The 16841-nt window shown below is 66.5% G+C and carries 21 protein-coding genes; 9 read left to right on the top strand and 12 right to left on the bottom strand.

Annotated elements, in window-relative coordinates; translation table 11 throughout:
• The first annotated feature begins 29 nt into the window (after positions 1 to 29).
• The gene (locus JI745_RS24235; RefSeq protein ID WP_201812985.1) at positions 30 to 788 is read left to right on the top strand and encodes a sulfurtransferase; all 759 of its coding nucleotides are present in this window, start codon (positions 30 to 32) and stop codon (positions 786 to 788) included.
• On the opposite strand, the gene JI745_RS24230 is transcribed toward JI745_RS24235, so the two are convergent.
• Both JI745_RS24230 and JI745_RS24225 read right to left on the bottom strand, forming a co-directional pair.
• A complete protein-coding gene (locus JI745_RS24230) occupies positions 755 to 1474 on the bottom strand; it encodes a DUF599 domain-containing protein (RefSeq protein ID WP_201812983.1) in 720 nt (239 codons plus the stop codon). The genes JI745_RS24235 and JI745_RS24230 overlap by 34 nt on opposite strands.
• A gap of 34 nt (positions 1475 to 1508) precedes the next feature.
• Positions 1509 to 2210 carry a pirin family protein gene (locus tag JI745_RS24225; protein ID WP_201812981.1) on the bottom strand — a complete coding sequence of 234 codons (702 nt, stop codon included), beginning with the start codon at positions 2208 to 2210 and terminating at the stop codon, positions 1509 to 1511.
• A gap of 93 nt (positions 2211 to 2303) precedes the next feature.
• Here JI745_RS24225 and JI745_RS24220 point away from each other — a divergent pair, with 93 nt between their 5' ends.
• Both JI745_RS24220 and gluQRS read left to right on the top strand, forming a co-directional pair.
• Positions 2304 to 3308 (top strand): LysR substrate-binding domain-containing protein, encoded by a 1005-nt coding sequence (locus JI745_RS24220; protein WP_201812979.1) that lies wholly within the window; start codon positions 2304 to 2306, stop codon positions 3306 to 3308.
• 2 nt (positions 3309 to 3310) lie between these two features.
• The gene (gene gluQRS / locus JI745_RS24215) at positions 3311 to 4222 is read left to right on the top strand and encodes a tRNA glutamyl-Q(34) synthetase GluQRS (RefSeq protein WP_404932856.1); all 912 of its coding nucleotides are present in this window, start codon (positions 3311 to 3313) and stop codon (positions 4220 to 4222) included.
• Here gluQRS and JI745_RS24210 read toward each other — a convergent pair.
• Entirely contained in the window at positions 4180 to 4749 is a 570-nt protein-coding gene (locus JI745_RS24210) for an NADPH-dependent FMN reductase (protein WP_201812977.1), read from the bottom strand. The two genes, gluQRS and JI745_RS24210, sit on opposite strands and share 43 nt — an antisense overlap.
• Positions 4750 to 4890: 141 nt before the next feature.
• Here JI745_RS24210 and JI745_RS24205 point away from each other — a divergent pair, with 141 nt between their 5' ends.
• Together JI745_RS24205 and JI745_RS24200 are read left to right on the top strand one after the other, a co-directional pair.
• Complete coding sequence (locus JI745_RS24205) at positions 4891 to 5238, top strand: FKBP-type peptidyl-prolyl cis-trans isomerase (RefSeq protein ID WP_201812976.1); 348 nt, start codon at positions 4891 to 4893, stop codon at positions 5236 to 5238.
• Between the two features lie 77 nt (positions 5239 to 5315).
• Positions 5316 to 6209 carry a transglutaminase family protein gene (locus JI745_RS24200; RefSeq protein ID WP_201812975.1) on the top strand — a complete coding sequence of 298 codons (894 nt, stop codon included), beginning with the start codon at positions 5316 to 5318 and terminating at the stop codon, positions 6207 to 6209.
• A 12-nt stretch (positions 6210 to 6221) separates the two neighbouring features.
• Here JI745_RS24200 and JI745_RS24195 read toward each other — a convergent pair whose 3' ends face one another.
• On the bottom strand, positions 6222 to 7817 hold the full coding sequence (locus JI745_RS24195) for a DEAD/DEAH box helicase (RefSeq protein ID WP_201812974.1): 1596 nt from the start codon (positions 7815 to 7817) through the stop codon (positions 6222 to 6224).
• 348 nt (positions 7818 to 8165) lie between these two features.
• Positions 8166 to 8741: an oligoribonuclease gene (gene orn, locus JI745_RS24190; protein ID WP_201812973.1), complete on the bottom strand. Its 576-nt coding sequence runs from the start codon at positions 8739 to 8741 to the stop codon at positions 8166 to 8168.
• A 49-nt stretch (positions 8742 to 8790) separates the two neighbouring features.
• Between orn and JI745_RS24185 the strand changes: the two genes are divergently transcribed.
• The 3 genes from JI745_RS24185 to rsgA are packed head-to-tail and all read left to right on the top strand — an operon-like array spanning position 8791 to position 11298.
• Positions 8791 to 10080: a M48 family metallopeptidase gene (locus JI745_RS24185; RefSeq protein WP_201812972.1), complete on the top strand. Its 1290-nt coding sequence runs from the start codon at positions 8791 to 8793 to the stop codon at positions 10078 to 10080.
• Positions 10077 to 10406, top strand: a complete 330-nt coding sequence (locus JI745_RS24180; RefSeq protein ID WP_201812971.1) for a 4a-hydroxytetrahydrobiopterin dehydratase — start codon at positions 10077 to 10079, stop codon at positions 10404 to 10406. The genes JI745_RS24185 and JI745_RS24180 overlap by 4 nt, the downstream gene beginning before the upstream one ends.
• Positions 10396 to 11298: a ribosome small subunit-dependent GTPase A gene (gene rsgA / locus JI745_RS24175; protein WP_201812970.1), complete on the top strand. Its 903-nt coding sequence runs from the start codon at positions 10396 to 10398 to the stop codon at positions 11296 to 11298. Before JI745_RS24180 ends, rsgA begins: the two co-directional genes overlap by 11 nt.
• Here the strand turns inward: rsgA and JI745_RS24170 are convergent, their stop codons facing one another.
• The 6 genes from JI745_RS24170 to rpsP all read right to left on the bottom strand — a co-directional run bounded on the left by JI745_RS24170 (position 11299) and on the right by rpsP (position 15144).
• A complete protein-coding gene (locus JI745_RS24170; protein WP_201812967.1) occupies positions 11299 to 12288 on the bottom strand; it encodes a CobD/CbiB family protein in 990 nt (329 codons plus the stop codon).
• A 26-nt stretch (positions 12289 to 12314) separates the two neighbouring features.
• A complete protein-coding gene (locus JI745_RS24165) occupies positions 12315 to 13001 on the bottom strand; it encodes a CoA pyrophosphatase (RefSeq protein ID WP_201812966.1) in 687 nt (228 codons plus the stop codon).
• A gap of 73 nt (positions 13002 to 13074) precedes the next feature.
• The gene (gene rplS / locus JI745_RS24160; protein WP_201812965.1) at positions 13075 to 13428 is read right to left on the bottom strand and encodes a 50S ribosomal protein L19; all 354 of its coding nucleotides are present in this window, start codon (positions 13426 to 13428) and stop codon (positions 13075 to 13077) included.
• 94 nt (positions 13429 to 13522) lie between these two features.
• Positions 13523 to 14275: a tRNA (guanosine(37)-N1)-methyltransferase TrmD gene (gene trmD / locus JI745_RS24155; RefSeq protein WP_201812964.1), complete on the bottom strand. Its 753-nt coding sequence runs from the start codon at positions 14273 to 14275 to the stop codon at positions 13523 to 13525.
• Positions 14276 to 14287: 12 nt separating this feature from the next.
• The gene (gene rimM / locus JI745_RS24150) at positions 14288 to 14884 is read right to left on the bottom strand and encodes a ribosome maturation factor RimM (RefSeq protein ID WP_201812963.1); all 597 of its coding nucleotides are present in this window, start codon (positions 14882 to 14884) and stop codon (positions 14288 to 14290) included.
• 8 nt (positions 14885 to 14892) lie between these two features.
• Positions 14893 to 15144 carry a 30S ribosomal protein S16 gene (gene rpsP / locus JI745_RS24145; protein ID WP_201812962.1) on the bottom strand — a complete coding sequence of 84 codons (252 nt, stop codon included), beginning with the start codon at positions 15142 to 15144 and terminating at the stop codon, positions 14893 to 14895.
• A gap of 219 nt (positions 15145 to 15363) precedes the next feature.
• On the opposite strand from rpsP, the gene JI745_RS24140 reads away from it, so the two are divergent.
• The gene (locus JI745_RS24140) at positions 15364 to 15810 is read left to right on the top strand and encodes an NINE protein (protein ID WP_201812960.1); all 447 of its coding nucleotides are present in this window, start codon (positions 15364 to 15366) and stop codon (positions 15808 to 15810) included.
• A gap of 15 nt (positions 15811 to 15825) precedes the next feature.
• On the opposite strand, the gene JI745_RS24135 is transcribed toward JI745_RS24140, so the two are convergent.
• On the bottom strand, positions 15826 to 16839 hold the full coding sequence (locus JI745_RS24135; protein WP_201812958.1) for an inorganic phosphate transporter: 1014 nt from the start codon (positions 16837 to 16839) through the stop codon (positions 15826 to 15828).
• Positions 16840 to 16841 lie beyond the last annotated feature (2 nt).

Here is a 16841-nt window from a genome sequence, read left to right as displayed (position 1 = left end):
GGAGCGCAGGGCTCCTTAAAATCCCCGGTGTGTCAGCAGTTTTGAACATCTCCTCCTACCTTTTCGTGCCCTTGACGGACACGCTCGCGCTGCGCGAGAGCATCCGCTCACAAGCCGCGGAACGGCAGCTGAAAGGCACCGTCTTGCTGGCGGAAGAAGGCATCAACCTCTTCCTCGCGGGTTCGGCCGAGGCGGTGCGCGGCTTTGTCGCCTGGCTGAAGCAGGACGCCCGCTTTTCGCCGCTGGCACCCAAGGAAAGCTGGTCCGACCATGTGCCCTTCGGCAAGCTCCTGGTGAAGGTCAAGCGCGAGATCATCCGCATGAACCACCCGACCATCCGCCCGCAGGTGGGCCGTGCCCCGGCGGTGGATGCGAAGACGCTGGCCCGCTGGCTCGACGCTGGCGTCGACGACGACGGCCGCCCGGTCGTCACGCTCGACACGCGCAATGCCTTCGAGGTCGGCTACGGCAAGTTCCGCAACGCCATCGACTGGAACATCGCCAAGTTCACCGAGTTCCCGGCGCAGGTGCAGGCGCATCGCGACGAGCTGCGCGGCAAGCGCGTGGTGAGCTACTGCACCGGTGGCATCCGCTGCGAGAAAGCGGCGATCTACATGGCCGAGGCCGGCATCGAGAACGTGGTGCAGCTGGAAGGCGGCATCCTCAAGTACTTCGAGGAAGTGGGCGGCCAGCACTACGAGGGTGGCTGCTTCGTGTTCGACGAGCGGGAGTCGCTCGCTCCGTCGCTTGCGCCTCAGCTGTTGAGCGCCCCCAGCACCTCGGAGTGAAATTCGCGCTGGTACAGGATCCAGATCACGCCCGCCGTGGCCAGCATGAAGATCAGCGGTGAGAAGAACCAACCCACCGCGGCGAATGCCAGGTAATACGCCCGCAGTCCGTCGTTGAAGGTCTCGGCCGCCAGGCCGACCACCCGACCCGCCTTGTCGGCGAAGGCCTTGCGCTTTTCTTCGCCTTCGTCACCCAGCGCGTCGAACTGCTTGGCCTCGGGCGCGGCCGCGATCATCAGGGCACCGAAGGTGTATTGCCGCATCGACCAGGTAAAGCGGAAGAAGGCGTAGACGAAGATCACGAGCAGCAGCACCAGCTTGAGCTCGAAGATCAGCACGGTGGTGCGCGCGGCGAACGGGATGTCGCGCACGAGGTCGCTGGCCTTGTCGCCGGCGCTGAGTGCGGCCAGCAAGCCGCCGATCAGCAGGATGGTGGTGGACGCGAAGAACGAGGGGCTGGTGGACAGGTTCTGGATCACCACCCCGTCGATCACGCGCACGTCGCGGTAGGTGGTCTGCATCATCCAGAGCCGCCGGTAGCGGTTGGTGGTGGCCAGCACCGAGGGGCGCGTTTGCGAGCGGTCCTTGGCGAACCAGGCGTAGCCCGACCAGCCGAAGAAGAAGGCCGCCAGCGCGACCCAGTCGCCCCAGGGAAGGATGCTGAAGACCTTGATCACCGTGTCCATGCGGGCACTGTATCAAGGGCTTCGGGCAAGAGGCTTACGGCGCGAGGTCGAACACCAGCACCTCGGCGTCCTGGCCCTGTTCGAGCCTCAGCGCCTCTTCACGCTGCAGCACCACGGCGTCACCCGCCTGTGCCGCCTGGCCGTTCACCTGCACGCTGCCACGCACCACGTGCACATACGTGTGGCGGCCGGGGTCGAGCTTCAGCTCGGCGCGCTCGTCGCCGTCGAAGAGGCCGGCCCGCAGCGCCGCATCGGCATGGATGGTCACCGAACCGTCGCGCCCGTCGCGGCTCGCCACCAGCGCCAGCTTGCCGCGCTTGCTCGCCGCGTCGAAGTGCTTCTGCTCGTAGCCGGGCTTGATGCCGCGCTCGTCCGGAATGATCCAGATCTGCAGGAAGTGCGTGGTCTGGCCCTTCGCATGGTTGAACTCGCTGTGCTGCACGCCCGTGCCGGCGCTCATGCGCTGCACGTCGCCGGGCACGATCTCGGTGCCGTTGCCCATGCTGTCCTTGTGGCCGAGGGCGCCGTCGAGCACGTAGGACACGATCTCCATGTCGCGGTGGCCATGCGTGCCGAAGCCGGTGCCAGGGGCAATGCGGTCTTCGTTGATGACGCGCAGGTTGCCCACGCCCATGCGATCGGGGTTGTAGTAGTCGGCGAACGAGAAGCTGTGGAAGGACTTGAGCCAGCCGTGGTCGGCATAGCCGCGTTCGGAGGATTTGCGCAGAGTGATCATGTGAGTCGTTCCTTTCTGGGGAGGAATGTTGATCCTCCTGGCCGCGCTCACAGCCGTCGCCGCTTGAAGCGTTCATTCAAATAAGATGAACCCATGCTGAACGCCCGCAATGTGCTCACCCCCGAGGCCCTGGCGATGATGGACGTCATCGCCCGCACCGGCAGCTTTGCGGCCGCCGCCCGCGAGCTGGGCAAGGTGCCCTCGGCCCTGACCTACAACGTGCGCCAGCTCGAAGACGCGCTCGATGTGCTGCTCTTCGACCGCCGGTCGCGCCAGGCCAAGCTCACCGCGGCGGGTGAGGAGCTGCTGAACGAAGGCCGGCGCCTGCTGGAACAGGTCGACGCGGTGGCGAACCGGGTCAAGCGCGTCGCCACCGGCTGGGAGACGCAGCTCACCGTGGCCGTCGACGGCGCCATCTCCCGCGTGACCATGTTCGAGATCTGCGAGGCCTTCTACGCGCAGTGCCCGCGCGGCGACGACCCCGATCGCAGCGGCCCCGGCACCCGGCTGCGCCTGCGCAACGAGATCCTCGCCGGCACCTGGGAGGCGCTGGTCAATGGGCAGGCCGACCTGGCCATCGGCGTCGGCATGGAGCAGACACCGCCCGCGGGTGTGCAGCTGCAGTCGCTCGGCACCCTGCCCTTTGTCTTCGTCGTCGCGCCCCACCACCCGCTGGCCGCCTTGAACCATGCGATCACCGACGCCGAACTGATGCGCCACCGCGCCATTGCCGTGGCCGACTCGGCCCAGCGCCTCGCTCCGCTCACCGTCAACCTGCTGCCGGGGCAGGACGTGTTCACCGTCAGCACCATGCCCGCCAAGATCGAGGCGCTGCTGCGCTGCATGGGCTGCGGCTTCATTCCCGAGCCGATGGTGCGCGAGCACATCGAGGCCGGGCACCTGGTTGTGAAGACGGTGCAGCGCCCACAACTCAACGCCCGCATGGGCTACGCGTGGCGTGGGACAGCGACCGGAGGCGCGCGCAAGCCGCAGATGGGCCTCGCGCTGCGCTGGTGGCTCGACCAGCTGGAGAGCGCAACCACCCGCAAGGCGCTGTTGCAGCGCCACGCCAGCCGGGTGCCGCTCGGCAGTCTTTGAACGTGGCCTACCGCGGCCGCTTCGCCCCGTCGCCCACCGGGCCCTTGCACGCGGGCTCGCTCGTGGCGGCGCTGGCAAGCTGGCTCGACGCGCAGGCCCATGGCGGCACATGGCTCGTGCGCATCGAAGACGTGGACACTCCCCGCTGCGTGCCCGGCGCGGACCAGTTCATCCTGCAGCAGCTCGCCGCCTGCGGCCTGCCCCCGGACGAAGCGCCCGTCTGGCAATCGCAGCGCGCCTCGCTCTATCAACCGGCGCTCGATTCGCTGACTGCCCAAGGCCAGGCCTACCCGTGCGGCTGCACCCGCAGCGACATCGAGCGCGCGCTCGCCGCCGCAGGGCGCAGCAAACCGCGACACGGTGAGCTTGTCTACCCCGGCACCTGCCGCAGTGGCCTGCACGGCAAGCCTGCCCGGGCGGTGCGTTGCCTCACCAGCACGCCTGAAGGCCACGACATCCAGGTCACCTGGCACGACCGGCGCCTCGGCCTGCAGCACCAGAACCTCACGCAGGAGGTGGGAGACTTCGTGCTCAAGCGGGCCGATGGGCTGTGGAGCTACCAGTTGGCCGTGGTCGTCGACGACGCGGCACAAGGCATCACCCACGTGGTGCGGGGCGAAGACCTGGCCGACAACACGCCTCGGCAAATCCACCTGCAGCGGTTGCTCGGGGTCGCCACTCCGGCCTATCTGCACACCCCGCTGGTGCTGGGCGCCAACGGCGAAAAGCTGTCGAAGCAGAACGGCGCGCAGGCGCTCGACCTGCGCGACCCCTCCCGCGCACTGCGCGATGCTGCACGAACGCTCGGGCTGCCGGACCTGGCCGCACCGCAGCCCGACTGGCTCGCCGCGATGGTCGCGGCCTGGTCGGCTCAGCGCGGCGCCGACAACACCAGGTCGACCCACGCGACGTAGGCGTCGACCCAGGTCTGCAGGAAGGCGCGCTTCTTCTCGTCGGTCACCGTGCCGGCGTCGTCCACCAGGTTCTCGCTGTACTGGATGTAAGCCTCGGGCTGGTTGAGCGTCGGGACGTCGAGGTAGGCCAGCACGTTGCGCAGGTGCTGCTGCGCGAGCGCCGTGCCGATGCCCCCGCCCGACGTGCCGATGACGCCACCCGGCTTCCTGGCGAACGCGTTCTTGCCGTAGGGGCGAGACGCGGTGTCGAGCGCGTTCTTCAGCACGCCGGGGATCGAGCGGTTGTACTCCGGCGTCACGAAGAGCAGCGCATCGGCCGCGCTCACCTCGCGCTTCAGGCGCAGCGCGGGCTCGGGCATGTCGTTGTCGCGGTCCTGGTTGTAGAGCGGCAGGTCGCCAATCTCGAGATGCTCGAACGTGAACCGCGCAGGCGCCAGTTTGGCAATCGCCAGGGCGAGTTTGCGGTTGATCGAGTCCTTGCGCAGGCTGCCCACGAGCACTGCGACCTTGCGTTTGTCTTGCGTCATGGCATGGCCCTTTCATTCGACAGGGGCCCACTCTAGTGAGCGCGGCGACATGACCATGACGGGCCCGGGATTGCCCACGGCACCGGGGCGGGTTTGCGCGGTTAGCATCGCCATCCTCATTTCTACTCAGCGAGCCCCAACATGCAAACCACCGCCTCCGGCCTGCAATACGAAGACACCACCGTCGGCTCCGGCCCCGAAGCCCAGGCCGGCCAGCACGTCACCGTGCACTACACCGGCTGGCTCTACAACAACGGCGTCAAGGGCGCCAAGTTCGACAGCAGCAAGGACCGCCGCGACCCGTTCGACTTCGGCTTGGGCGCCGGCATGGTGATCCGCGGCTGGGACGAAGGCGTGCAAGGCATGAAGGTCGGTGGCACGCGCATCCTCGTGATCCCGCCCGAGCTCGGTTATGGTGCACGCGGCGCCGGCGGCGTGATCCCGCCGAACGCGACGCTGATGTTCGAGGTGGAACTGCTGGGCGTCTGACGTTTTCCATCACGGCCCTCCTACAGACGTGAAACTGACGAGGCCGCACACTGCGGCCTCGCGTTCGAGGAGGGGCCATGCCCATCAAGTACGACATCGTCCACACGACGACCTACAGCTATTCCAAGCCGGTGACCTTCGGTGAGCACCGGGTCATGTTCCGGCCGCTCGACAGCCACGACCTGCGCGTGCTGGCCACCGACCTGGTGGTGAGCCCCGAGGCCAACATCCGGCTGATCCAGGACCAGTTCTCCAACTCGGTGGCGCTGGTGCAGCCGCTCACGGAAGCGGCCGAGTTGAAGATCGTGTGCTCGTTCACCATCGAGCATGCACACAGCAACAACCTCGAGTTGCCGCTCTCGCCTTCAGCGGAGTTCTTCCCGTTCGCCTATTCGGTGGATGAGCGCTTCGACCTGGAGCATTTCCTGCGGCCGCACTACGACGACCCCGACGGCAAGCTCACCAGCTGGGCGCGGCAGTTCATGAACCCCGAAGGCCCGACGGGCACGCGCGACCTGCTGGTGAAGATGAACCAGCACATCCGCGACAACTTCAGCTATGCCGCACGCGACGAGGAAGGCACGCAGACACCGCTGCAGACGCTCGAGAAGAACAGCGGCAGCTGCCGCGACTTCGCGCTCCTGATGATGGAAGCGGCGCGGCGCCTGGGTGTGGCGACGCGCTTCGTGTCGGGCTACCTGTACGACCCGTCGCTCGACGAGGCGAACCCCGAAGCCGAGCCCAACGTGGTCGGCGCGGGTTCCACTCACGCGTGGCTGCAGGCCTACCTGCCGGGTGCGGGCTGGGTGCCGTTCGATCCGACGAACAACCTGCTGGGCGGCTTCCAGCTCCTGCGCGTCGGCGTGGCGCGCGACCCGAAACAGGCCTCGCCTGTGTCGGGCAGCTGGATCGGCGAGCCGGCGTCCTACCTCGGGATGAAGGTAGACGTGAGCGTCAAGCGCGTGGCCTGACGCTCATCCGCTTCAGCGGCTGAAACCGCCCTGGCGCGGGCGCTGCGGCTTGTTGAAGCCGCCCTTTGCCGGGCCGGCTTTGCGCGGCGCGAAGCCGCCGGCATTGCGATCGACCGGCGCGCGATCGAAGGCAGCAGCGCCACGCGGCATCGGCTGGCCGTGCGGCACGAAGGTGCTGTTGTGCCGATCGTTCGGGCGGTCGACGCTGTAGCGGTTGTGCTGGGCGCTGTCGCGGTCGAACGGCGCACGCTCACGCGGTGCAAAACCTTCGCCGGCACGCTGCTGGTGCGGCTTCTGCCAGGGCTTGCTGTTGCCGCCGAAGTTGCCACCGCCACCGAAACCGCCGTTGTGGCCAAACCCGCCCTTGCCGTGACCCGGGCGGCCCTGGAACGGCTTGCCGCCGAACTTGGCATCAGGACGCGGCGCGAACATGCGCGGCTCGGGCTGCTTGGGTTCGAGGCCGGTGATGGTCGAGACCGGGATGTTCTGCGTCGTGAAGTGCTGGATGCGGCGGATCATGCTCACGTCCATGCGCTCGGCCAGCGTGACGGCGAGGCCGTTGCGGCCCGCGCGGCCGGTGCGGCCGATGCGGTGCACGTAGTCTTCCGCCTTCATCGGCAGACCATAGTTGATGACGTGGCTGATGGAGGGCACGTCGATGCCGCGGGCAGCCACGTCGGTGGCCACCAGCACCTTCAGCTGGCGATTGCGCAGTCCCTGCAGCACGCGGTTGCGGCGACCTTGCGGCATGCCGCCGTGCAGCGAGGCGACCTGGTGGCCCATGTCGGCCAGGCGGTCGGCGAGCCAGTCGGCGTCGCGCTGGGTGCTGGTGAACACCACGGCCTGCTCCATTTCCTTTTCGGTCAGGATGTGGTCCAGCAGCGCGTCCTTGTGCGACTTGTTGTCGGCCCAGTGCAGGCGCTGTTCGATGTTTTCATGGGTGTCGGTGTGCGAGGCGATCTCGATGCGCTGCGGGTCGCGCAGCAGGTCTTGCGCCAAGCGCCCGACGTGGCCCACGAAGGTGGCGCTGTACATCACCGTCTGGCGGCCGGCGGGCAGGTGGTCGACCACGGTGCGGATGTCGTCGATGAAGCCCATGTCGAGCATGCGATCGGCTTCGTCGAGCACCAGCATCTCCACATTCTCCAGCACGGCCTTGCCGCTTGTCAGGTGGTCGAGCAGGCGGCCGGGGGTCGCGATCATGATGTCCAGCGGGCCGCGCAGGGCCTTGAGCTGGGCACCGTAGGGCACGCCGCCCACGACGGTGGTGCAGCGCAGGCCTTGCACGTGGCGGCCGTAGGTCATCGCGGCTTTGTCGACCTGCATCGCCAGTTCACGCGTCGGCGCGAGCACGAGGACGCGCGGGCCGTAGACCACGCCTTTTTCGCGGCGCTTGGTGTTGTCGCCACGGGCAGCGAGGATGCGCTGCAGCGCGGGCAGGATGAAGGAGGCGGTCTTGCCGCTGCCGGTGCTGGAGGCGACCATCAGGTCCTTGCCTTCCAGGGCGGGCGGGATCGCGTTGGCCTGCACGTCGGTCGGCTGGGAGTAGCCGGCGTCGGCCAGGGCACGGGTGATGGCCGGGTTCAGGCCCAGGGTGTCGAAACTCATCGTCTTCTTTCTCGAAACAAAGCACCGCCCGCGCGACGACGCGCAAACGGCACCACGCGCAGCCTCATAGGGCTCGCTGGTGAAGTCGCTGGGGAGAAGGTCCGAACCGTTACTGGCCAAGTTGCCAGCGGTGGGGATCAGGAACAGTCAAAGCGACGGCATCGCCGCCAACCATTCCCTGGCACCAGGCCATTGGGTTCGAACAGGCCGCACAGCACTTGCTGTGGGAAGACTCGATGAGGTCAGAGGGGATGAACGAAACGCCGAAACACGGAGATTTCGGCGAAGCGCGGATTGTAGCGGCCGCCCCGGGTTTTCACCAGGGCTCACCCATTTATTTCGCCAGGGCTATTTCGCCAAGAAGTGCTCGCGGTAGTACACGAGTTCGTCGATCGACTCGTGGATGTCGGCCAGCGCCGTGTGCGCCTGGGCCTTCTTGAAGCCGGTCAGGATGTCGGGCTTCCAGCGCTTGGCGAGTTCCTTCAGCGTGCTGACATCGAGGTTGCGGTAGTGGAAGAAGTCTTCGAGCGCGGGCATGTAGTTGGCCAGGAAGCGGCGGTCCTGGCAGATGCTGTTGCCGCACATCGGCGACTTGCCCTTGGGCACATAGCGCTTCAGGAACTCGATCATCTGCGCCTGGGCGCTCTCTTCGTCGATGGTCGACGCCTTCACCCGGTCGATCAGCCCGCTCTTGCCGTGCGTGCCCTTGTTCCACGCGTCCATCGCGTCGAGCGTCGCGTCGCTCTGGTGGATGGCGAACACCGGGCCTTCGACGCGCTGGGTCAGATTGGCATCGGTCACAACCACGGCGATCTCGATGATGCGGTCGGTGTTGGGGAACAGGCCGGTCATCTCGAGGTCGATCCAGATCAGGTTCTGGTCGCTGCTGGGCAGGTTGGGGTTGTGGGTGGTCTCGTCGGTCATGCTGATCTCCTTCTTGCGGGCATTCTCGCAGCCTACACTTCTGATCCTCATGCAAAGCACCGCCCTCACCCTGCTCTTCGCTGTTGCGCTCGTCACCTCGTTGCTGGTGAAGTTCTGGCTGTCCACGCGGCAGATGCGGCACGTCGCCGCCCACCGCGATGCCGTGCCAGCCGCCTTCGCACAGACCATCACACTGGCCGCCCACCAGAAGGCCGCCGACTACACCTTGGCCAAAGGACGCTTTGGCTTGCTGAGCACCGCCTTCGGCACCGCAGTGCTGTTGGGTTGGACGCTCCTCGGTGGCCTGGATACGCTCAACGTCGCGGTGCGTGACTCCATAGAGCCGCGTTTCGGCGGCATGGCTTATCAACTCGCGCTGTTGGCCGCCTTTGCCTTCATCAGCGGCCTGCTCGACCTGCCCTTCGAGCTCTACAGCACCTTCCGCATCGAGCAGCGTTTCGGCTTCAACCGCATGACGTGGAAGCTCTACCTCGCCGACATGGTCAAGGGGGTGATCGTCGGCGCGCTGATCGGCCTGCCGATCGCCGCGCTGATCCTCTGGCTGATGGGCGCCGCGGGCACGCTGTGGTGGCTCTGGGCCTGGGGCGCGTGGATGGGCTTCAACTTGCTGATCCTCGTGCTCTACCCGACGGTCATCGCGCCGCTCTTCAACAAGTTCCAGCCGCTGGCCGACGAGTCGCTCAAGTCGCGCGTGCAGACGCTGATGCAGCGTTGCGGCTTCCAGGCGAAGGGACTGTTCGTCATGGACGGCAGCAAACGCTCGGCCCACGCCAACGCCTATTTCACCGGCATGGGCGCCGCCAAGCGTGTGGTGTTCTTCGACACGCTGCTCAACAAGCTCACCCCGGGCGAAGTGGAGGCCGTGCTGGCGCACGAACTGGGCCACTTCAAGCACAAGCACGTGACCAAGCGCATGCTGTCGATGTTCGCGATGAGCCTGGCCGGCTTTGCCCTGCTGGGCTGGCTGTCGAGCCAGACCTGGTTCTACACCGCGCTCGGCGTGCAGCCCTCGCTCGGCGCGCCGAACGATGCGGTCGCGCTGCTGCTCTTCCTCCTGGTCGTGCCCGTGTTTGCCTTCTTCATCTCGCCCATCTTTGCCCAGCTGTCGCGCAAGCACGAGTTCCAGGCCGATGCCTACGCCTGCGCACAGGCCAGCGGCCATGACCTCGCGGCCGCCCTGCTCAAGCTGCATGAAGACAATGCCTCGACGCTGACACCCGATCCGGTGTACGTTCGCTTCTACTATTCCCACCCGGCGGCGCTGGAACGGTTGAACGCCATCCAGTCGCAAGCCAGTCTTCAAGCGAGTCGCGCATGACCCACCTGCTGAACCGCAAGTGCCAGCCACTCAGCGGCGCTCCGATGAGCGAGCGCGAAATTCACGACCACCTGGCACAGGTCAGCGGCTGGCAGCTCAGCAACGGCTCGATCGAGAAGACCTTCAGCTTCAAGAATTACCACGAGACCATGGCGTTCGTGAACGCGCTCGCCTGGATTTCCCACACCGAAGACCACCACCCCGACCTGCTTGTCAGCTACAGCTGCTGCGTGGTCCGCTACAACACGCATTCGGTGGGCGGGATCTCGGTCAACGACTTCATCTGCGCGGCCAAGGCCGACGCGCTGGTGGCCTTTGTCGGCTGAGCTCGACACGGGTCTGGTGGTGGCCGGCTACGGCCGCCACTACGTCGTCGAAACGCCCGATGGTCAGCGGGTCATCTGCCACCCGCGCGGCAAGAAGAGCGATTGCGTCGTCGGAGACCGCGTGCGCTGGCAGCCGACGGGGGACGAAGGTGTGATCGAGCACGTGGAGCCGCGGCGCAACCTGCTCTTCCGCCAGGACGAGTGGAAGACCAAGTCCTTCGCGGCCAACCTCGATCAGATCCTGGTGATGGTGGCGGCCGAGCCGGTGTTCAGCGAATCGCAGCTGGCCCGTGCGCTGATGGCGGCCGAAAGCGCCGGCATCGCGGCGCGCATCCTGTTGAACAAGGCCGACCTGCCGCAGATCGCGGCGGCACGTGGGCGGTTGAAGCCGTATTCCGCGATGGGCTACGACGTGCGCGAGGTCGCGCTGAAGGCGCGACCTGATGAGTCCCGCACCGCGCTGCTCTCGCTGCTGCAAGGCCAGGCGACACTGGTGCTGGGGCCGAGCGGCACCGGCAAGAGCACCTTGATCAACTTGCTCGCACCCGATGCCCGCGCGCAGGTCGGCGAGATCTCCCAGGCGCTCAATTCCGGCAAGCACACCACGACGTCCACGCAGTGGTACTGGCTGGACGAAGACCGCACCACGGGGCTCATCGACTCCCCAGGCTTCCAGGAATTCGGCCTCCGACAGATCAGCGCGCAAGACCTCCCCCGCCTGATGCCTGACCTTGCCGGCCCGTCTCAGCAGTGCAAGTTCTACAACTGCACGCACCTGCACGAACCGGGCTGCGGCGTGCGCGCGGCACTGCAGGCGGGCGAGATCAGCGAGTCGCGCTACCGCATCTACTCGGAGTTGTTCGCCGAACTGTCGGCGCCGACGCGCTACTGATCAGCCGATCAGGTTGGCCAGCGACAGCAGCGCCAGCAGCAGCATCCACAGCACGACCGAACGCCACACGAGGCCAACGATGCTGCGCAGGTGGTCCAGCTGAGGCAGTGCTCCCGGCGTGGAGCCCTCGGCGCCGGCGGTGTCTTCGCCTGCGCCACTGTCGAAAGTCTTCGAGCGATCGGGCGTGACGCCAGGCGCCGCCGCACCACCCAGTTGCACACCAACGGCACCGGCCGCCGCGGCCAGGATGATCCCTTCGTTGGCGTGCTTCCACAGGTGCGCATCGCGGCGCCAGCACGCCGCAGCTTCCTCGAAGTTCCCCACCACGGCAAAGCCAAAGGCCGTCAGGCGGGCTGGCAGGTGGTCAATGAGGCTGAAGACCCGTTGCGACAGAGCCAGGAGGCGCTCGTTGCTGGGCACACCCACCACACGGCTCTTGAAGCCCCAGTAGCGGCTCGCGAACTCGGCCATGCGGTACAGCACCGCGCCTGCCGGGCCGAAGCCCAGTGTCGACAGCACCACGAACCAGAAGAAGACGCCGAACACGTGCCGGTGCGCCGCCAACAGCGAATGCTCGATCACATGCCGCAGCAGTTCGGTGCGCGGGAGCTCGCTCGCGTCGAGGTGGCGCCACTCCGCGAGCAGGCTGCGGGCAGTGGCTTCGTCACCGCGCTGCAGGGCGTCGCGGATGTCGGTGAAGTAGTGGCTGAACTGCCGGAAGCCCATCGTCACGTAGAGCACGGCGACGTTCCAGATCAGCGCGGCGGCAAAGCCGAACTGCAGCGCCGCGAGGTAGATGCCCCAGGCCAGCAAGGCCGGCACGAGTGCCGTGACGCACCAGACGACCCAGGCATGGTGGGACTGGCCTGCGTCGAAATTGCGCCCGGTCCAATGCATCCAGCCCCGCAGGGAATCGTGGACGAAGTTGACGCGCGGCAGGGGCTTGAGCTGCTCGATCAGGAGCGCGAACAAAACGGCGAAGAAACTCATGTGCCGCGGATGATAGCGGCGCTCATTTACGCGGCAAGAAAGCGATAGAGGTTGCGCAGCATCGCCGCCGTGGCGCCCCAGACGAAGTAGCGCCGAGGCTGGCCGGACGCATCGATCCCCGTCCATGGCATGGAAAGGAATTCGCGCTTCACGCCGCCCGTCTCGACTTCGTGCCAGCGGTGGTTGGCCGGGTTCATCAGGAAAGACAGCGGCACCTCGAACACCTCAGCCACCTCGAACGGATCAGGCTCCAGGCTGTAGCCCGGCTGCAGCACGCCCACGACCGGTGTGACGATGAAGCCGGTGCCGGTGGTGTAGGTGGGCAGCTGGCCGATCACGTCGACGAACGCGGGCCGGAGGCCGATCTCTTCCTCGGCTTCACGCAGTGCGGTTGCCACCGCGTCGGTATCTTCCGGTTCTGCGCGTCCACCGGGAAAGCTCACCTGCCCGGGGTGGTCGTGCAAGTGATCGGTGCGCTGGGTCAGCAAGACAGCGAGGCCTTCGTCTCGCTGGGTGAGCGGCACCAGCACCGAGGCATGGGTCGGCTCACGCTGCGTGAACTGCCGCTCGACCGCGATTTCGGGCGACCACACCGGCGGCGCCACGAAGCGGCGGCGCAAGGCTTCCGCGCGCAGCTCTTCCAGCGACACCGGCGGCAAGTGATCGTCGATCGACGCGACCGGCAACTCCAGCGGATCGAAACTCAGGGCCATACGGAATTGGATTGGAAACGAAAAAGCCGCCCTGTGAGGGGCGGCTTTCCGAAGGGGGCAGATACCAGGGGTATCAGGCCAGCTTCTCCTTGATGCGAGCCGACTTGCCCGAACGGTCGCGCAGGAAGTAAAGCTTGGCACGGCGCACATCGCCGCGGCGCTTCACTTCGATGTTCGAGATCAGCGGGCTGTACAGCTGGAACGTACGCTCCACGCCTTCGCCGCTGGAGATCTTGCGCACGATGAAGCTGGAATTGAGGCCACGGTTGCGCTTGGCGATGACCACGCCTTCGTAGGCCTGGACACGCTTGCGGGTGCCTTCAACGACGTTGACGCTGACGATCACGGTGTCGCCTGGGGCGAACGCGGGGATCTTCTTGCCGAGGCGAGCAATCTCTTCTTGCTCGAGGGTTTGGATGAGGTCCACAGATGCTCCTAGTGATCGTGCCAGCGCGGGTCTTGATTGATCTGGGTGGCCAGGTGGCTCACCTCTCCGGGGCAGAGGATCGGAAAACCCGGGATTATAGCCCAAGCGAGAGCAAGTACTTCTCATCCGCGGCCGACAGCGTGCCCCGCGCCCGGGCCGCCTCGATCAGGTCAGGCCGGCGGCGGGCGGTCAAGGCGAGCGACTGCTCACGCCGCCATCGGGCAATCGCCGCGTGGTGCCCGGACAGCAGCACCGGCGGCACCGGCGCCGGGCCTTCGGGCGTTTCCAGCACTTCGGGTCGGCTGTAGTGGGGGCAGTCGAGCAGCCCGTCGGAGAAGCTGTCCTGCTGGTGCGACTGTGCATCGTTCAGCACGCCGTCTTGCAGGCGGGCCACCGCGTCCAGCAGGCTCAGGGCCGGGATTTCGCCGCCGGAAAGCACGAAGTCCCCCAGGCTCAATTCAATGTCCACGTGGCGGTCGATGAAGCGCTGATCGATGCCCTCGTAGCGGCCGCAAAGCAGCACGGCGCCCTCGCCTTGCGCGAATTCCTGCACAACCGACTGGTCCAATCGGCGACCAGTGGGCGTGAAATGCACCACAGGCGCGTGGTCAGCACGAGACGCTCGGATCGCCGCCAGCGCCCTCTGGAGCGGCTCCACCAGCATCACCATGCCCGGCCCGCCGCCGTACGGGCGGTCGTCGACACGACGGTAGTTGTTGTCGGCGTGGTCGCGCAACGGCCACAAGCGGACGTCGACCTGCCCCGACTCGAAGGCACGGCGCGTCACCCCCTGCGTCAGGTGCGGAGTGAACAGCTCGGGAAAGATCGTGACGACATCGAAGCGCATGCTTCTCGAGCCTCAGTAGTCGAGGCCCCAATCGACCGTGATCAGCTTGTCGGCCGTCTTCACCTCGTCGACATAGGCCGAGACGAAGGGCACGAGCCGCTCTTCCGCCTTGGCGTCGGCCGGCTGGATGCGCAAGACGCTGTGCGGACCGGTGTCGATCAAGCCGACCACGGTGCCCAAGGCTTCGCCTTTTCGATTGACCACGGCCATGCCGATCAGGTCGACCCAGTAGTACTCATCGGCATCGGCCGTGGGAAAGCTGGACCGCGCAATGAAGATGCGCCCGCCCCGCAGGGCTTCGGCCGCGCTGCGGTCCTCGACTTCCTGCACCTGCGCGACCACGACGTCGCCGTGGTCCTTCGCCTGCGTGATCTTGAGCAAGGAGGGGAAGGCTGCCGCCGGTTTGGCGGCAGCGGGCCGCTTGACGGCCGAGTCCTCGGGCGGCTGGAGGTACCAGCGTTTCGACGAGAACAAAGCCTGGGGATCAGATGCAAAAGGCTGGACCTTGATCCAGCCTTTCACACCCCAGGCATCGACGATGCGACCGACTTCCACCGCGTCTTCAGGCCAATCGGCTGGGGTGCCGACCGGCGGTGCAGCGGAAGCCACGGCCGTCGTCAGGCCGCCTTGGCCTTGGCGTCGGCCACCAGGCGCGCCACGGTCGGCGACAGCTGGGCGCCGTTGCCGGTCCAGTAGTCGACGCGATCGAAAGCCACGCGCAACGGCTGCTCGGCGCCGGAAGCCACGGGGTTGTAGAAGCCGACGCGCTCGATGAAGCGGCCGTCACGACGGTTGCGCGAATCAGCGACGACGATGTTGTAGAAGGGGCGCTTCTTGGCGCCACCACGTGCGAGTCGAATCACGACCATGTTGTTTCCTCGATTCCTGACAACATCCACCGCACCACAGGAGACACTCAGGGCCAGGCAGATCGACAAGCAGAAGTGAGACTCCTGCCAATGGGCTCGATGTCGTAGATACGCAGGCCCTGAGGTTCAGGGCCCACCGCCATCGAAACCGCGCATTATAAACTCACCGGCTCCCTTTGGCGCACCGGCGCGGCACCCGAAACGCGCAAGCGCTCACGCATGAACGCCTACAAATCCAAGACCCTGGCCGCCTGGTTGGCCCTGATCGCCGGCGGCTTCGGGCTTCACCGCTTCTACCTCTACGGCTCGCGCGACCCCTGGGCGTGGCTCTGGCCGGTGCCCACCCTCATCGGCCTCTACGGTGTGCTGCGTGCCTACACCCTTGGCCAGGATGACCACCTCTCCTGGGCGCTGGTGCCACTGCTCGGCTTGGCCCTGGCGGGCGCCATGCTGGCCGGCATCGTTTATGGCCTGACGCCCGACGAGCAATGGAACGCCCGCTACAACACGAATGCAGGACGGCAGCACCAGGCGGGCTGGGGTGTGGTGTTCGCGCTCGTGCTGTGCCTGGGGATCGGGGCAACCGTGCTCATGGCCACCATCGCTTACGGTGGCCAGCGCTACTTCGAATACCAGGTGGAAGAAGGCCGCAAGATCAGCCAGTGATCCGGTGGCGTGCGGTCAGGGGAACAGCGTCAGGCTGATCCAGTAGAAGATGGCTGCCACGAAGGCCGAGGCCGGGATGGTGAAGACCCAGGCCCAGACGATGTTGCCGGCCACGCCCCAGCGCACCGAGGACGCGCTGCGCACCGACCCCACGCCCACGATGGCGCCGGTGATGGTGTGGGTGGTCGACACCGGCACGCCCAGCGCCGTGGCGAGAAAGAGCGTCATCGCCCCACCCGTCTCGGCACAGAAGCCGCCTACCGGCTTCAGCTTGGTGATCTTCTGCCCCATGGTCTTCACGATGCGCCAACCCCCGAACATCGTGCCGAAGCCGATCGCGAGGTAGCAGGACCAGATCACCCAGTTCGGCGGCAGCTTGTCGCCCACCGTCGAGTAGCCGGTCGCGATCAGCAGCATCCAGATGATGCCGATTGTCTTCTGGGCGTCGTTGCCACCATGGCCAAGGCTGTAGAGCCCCGCCGACACCAGCTGCAAGCGCCGGAACCAGTTGTCGACGCGCAGCGGCGAGCTGCGCCGGCAGACCCAGGCCACCACCACCATCAGCAGCGACCCCAGGATGAAGCCCAGCAGCGGCGACACGAAGATGAAGGCCACCACCTTCAGCACACCCTTGCCGATCAGCGCGCCGACACCGGCCTTGCCGATCACCGCACCGCAGATGCCGCCGATCAAGGCATGCGAGGAACTCGACGGGATGCCGTACCACCAAGTGATCACGTTCCAGGTGATCGCCCCGATCAGTGCCCCAAAGACCACGTGGTGGTCGACCACGCCCGCGTCGACGATGCCCTTGCCCACCGTGGCCGCCACGTTGAGGTGGAACACCATGATCGCCAGCACGTTGAAGAAGGCCGCGAACAGCACCGCCTGCTGCGGCTTCAACACGCCGGTGGACACGACCGTCGCGATCGAGTTCGCCGCGTCGTGGAAGCCGTTCATGAAGTCGAACATGAGGGCGAGCACGACAAGCATCGCCACCACCCAGAACGCCACCTGGATCGTTTGCATCC

This window comes from Piscinibacter sp. HJYY11, from assembly GCF_016735515.1.
Lineage (GTDB): Bacteria > Pseudomonadota > Gammaproteobacteria > Burkholderiales > Burkholderiaceae_C > Rhizobacter.
The sequence above is the reverse complement of the archived record's forward strand: the minus strand, read 5'-3'. Positions and strand labels throughout refer to the sequence as shown.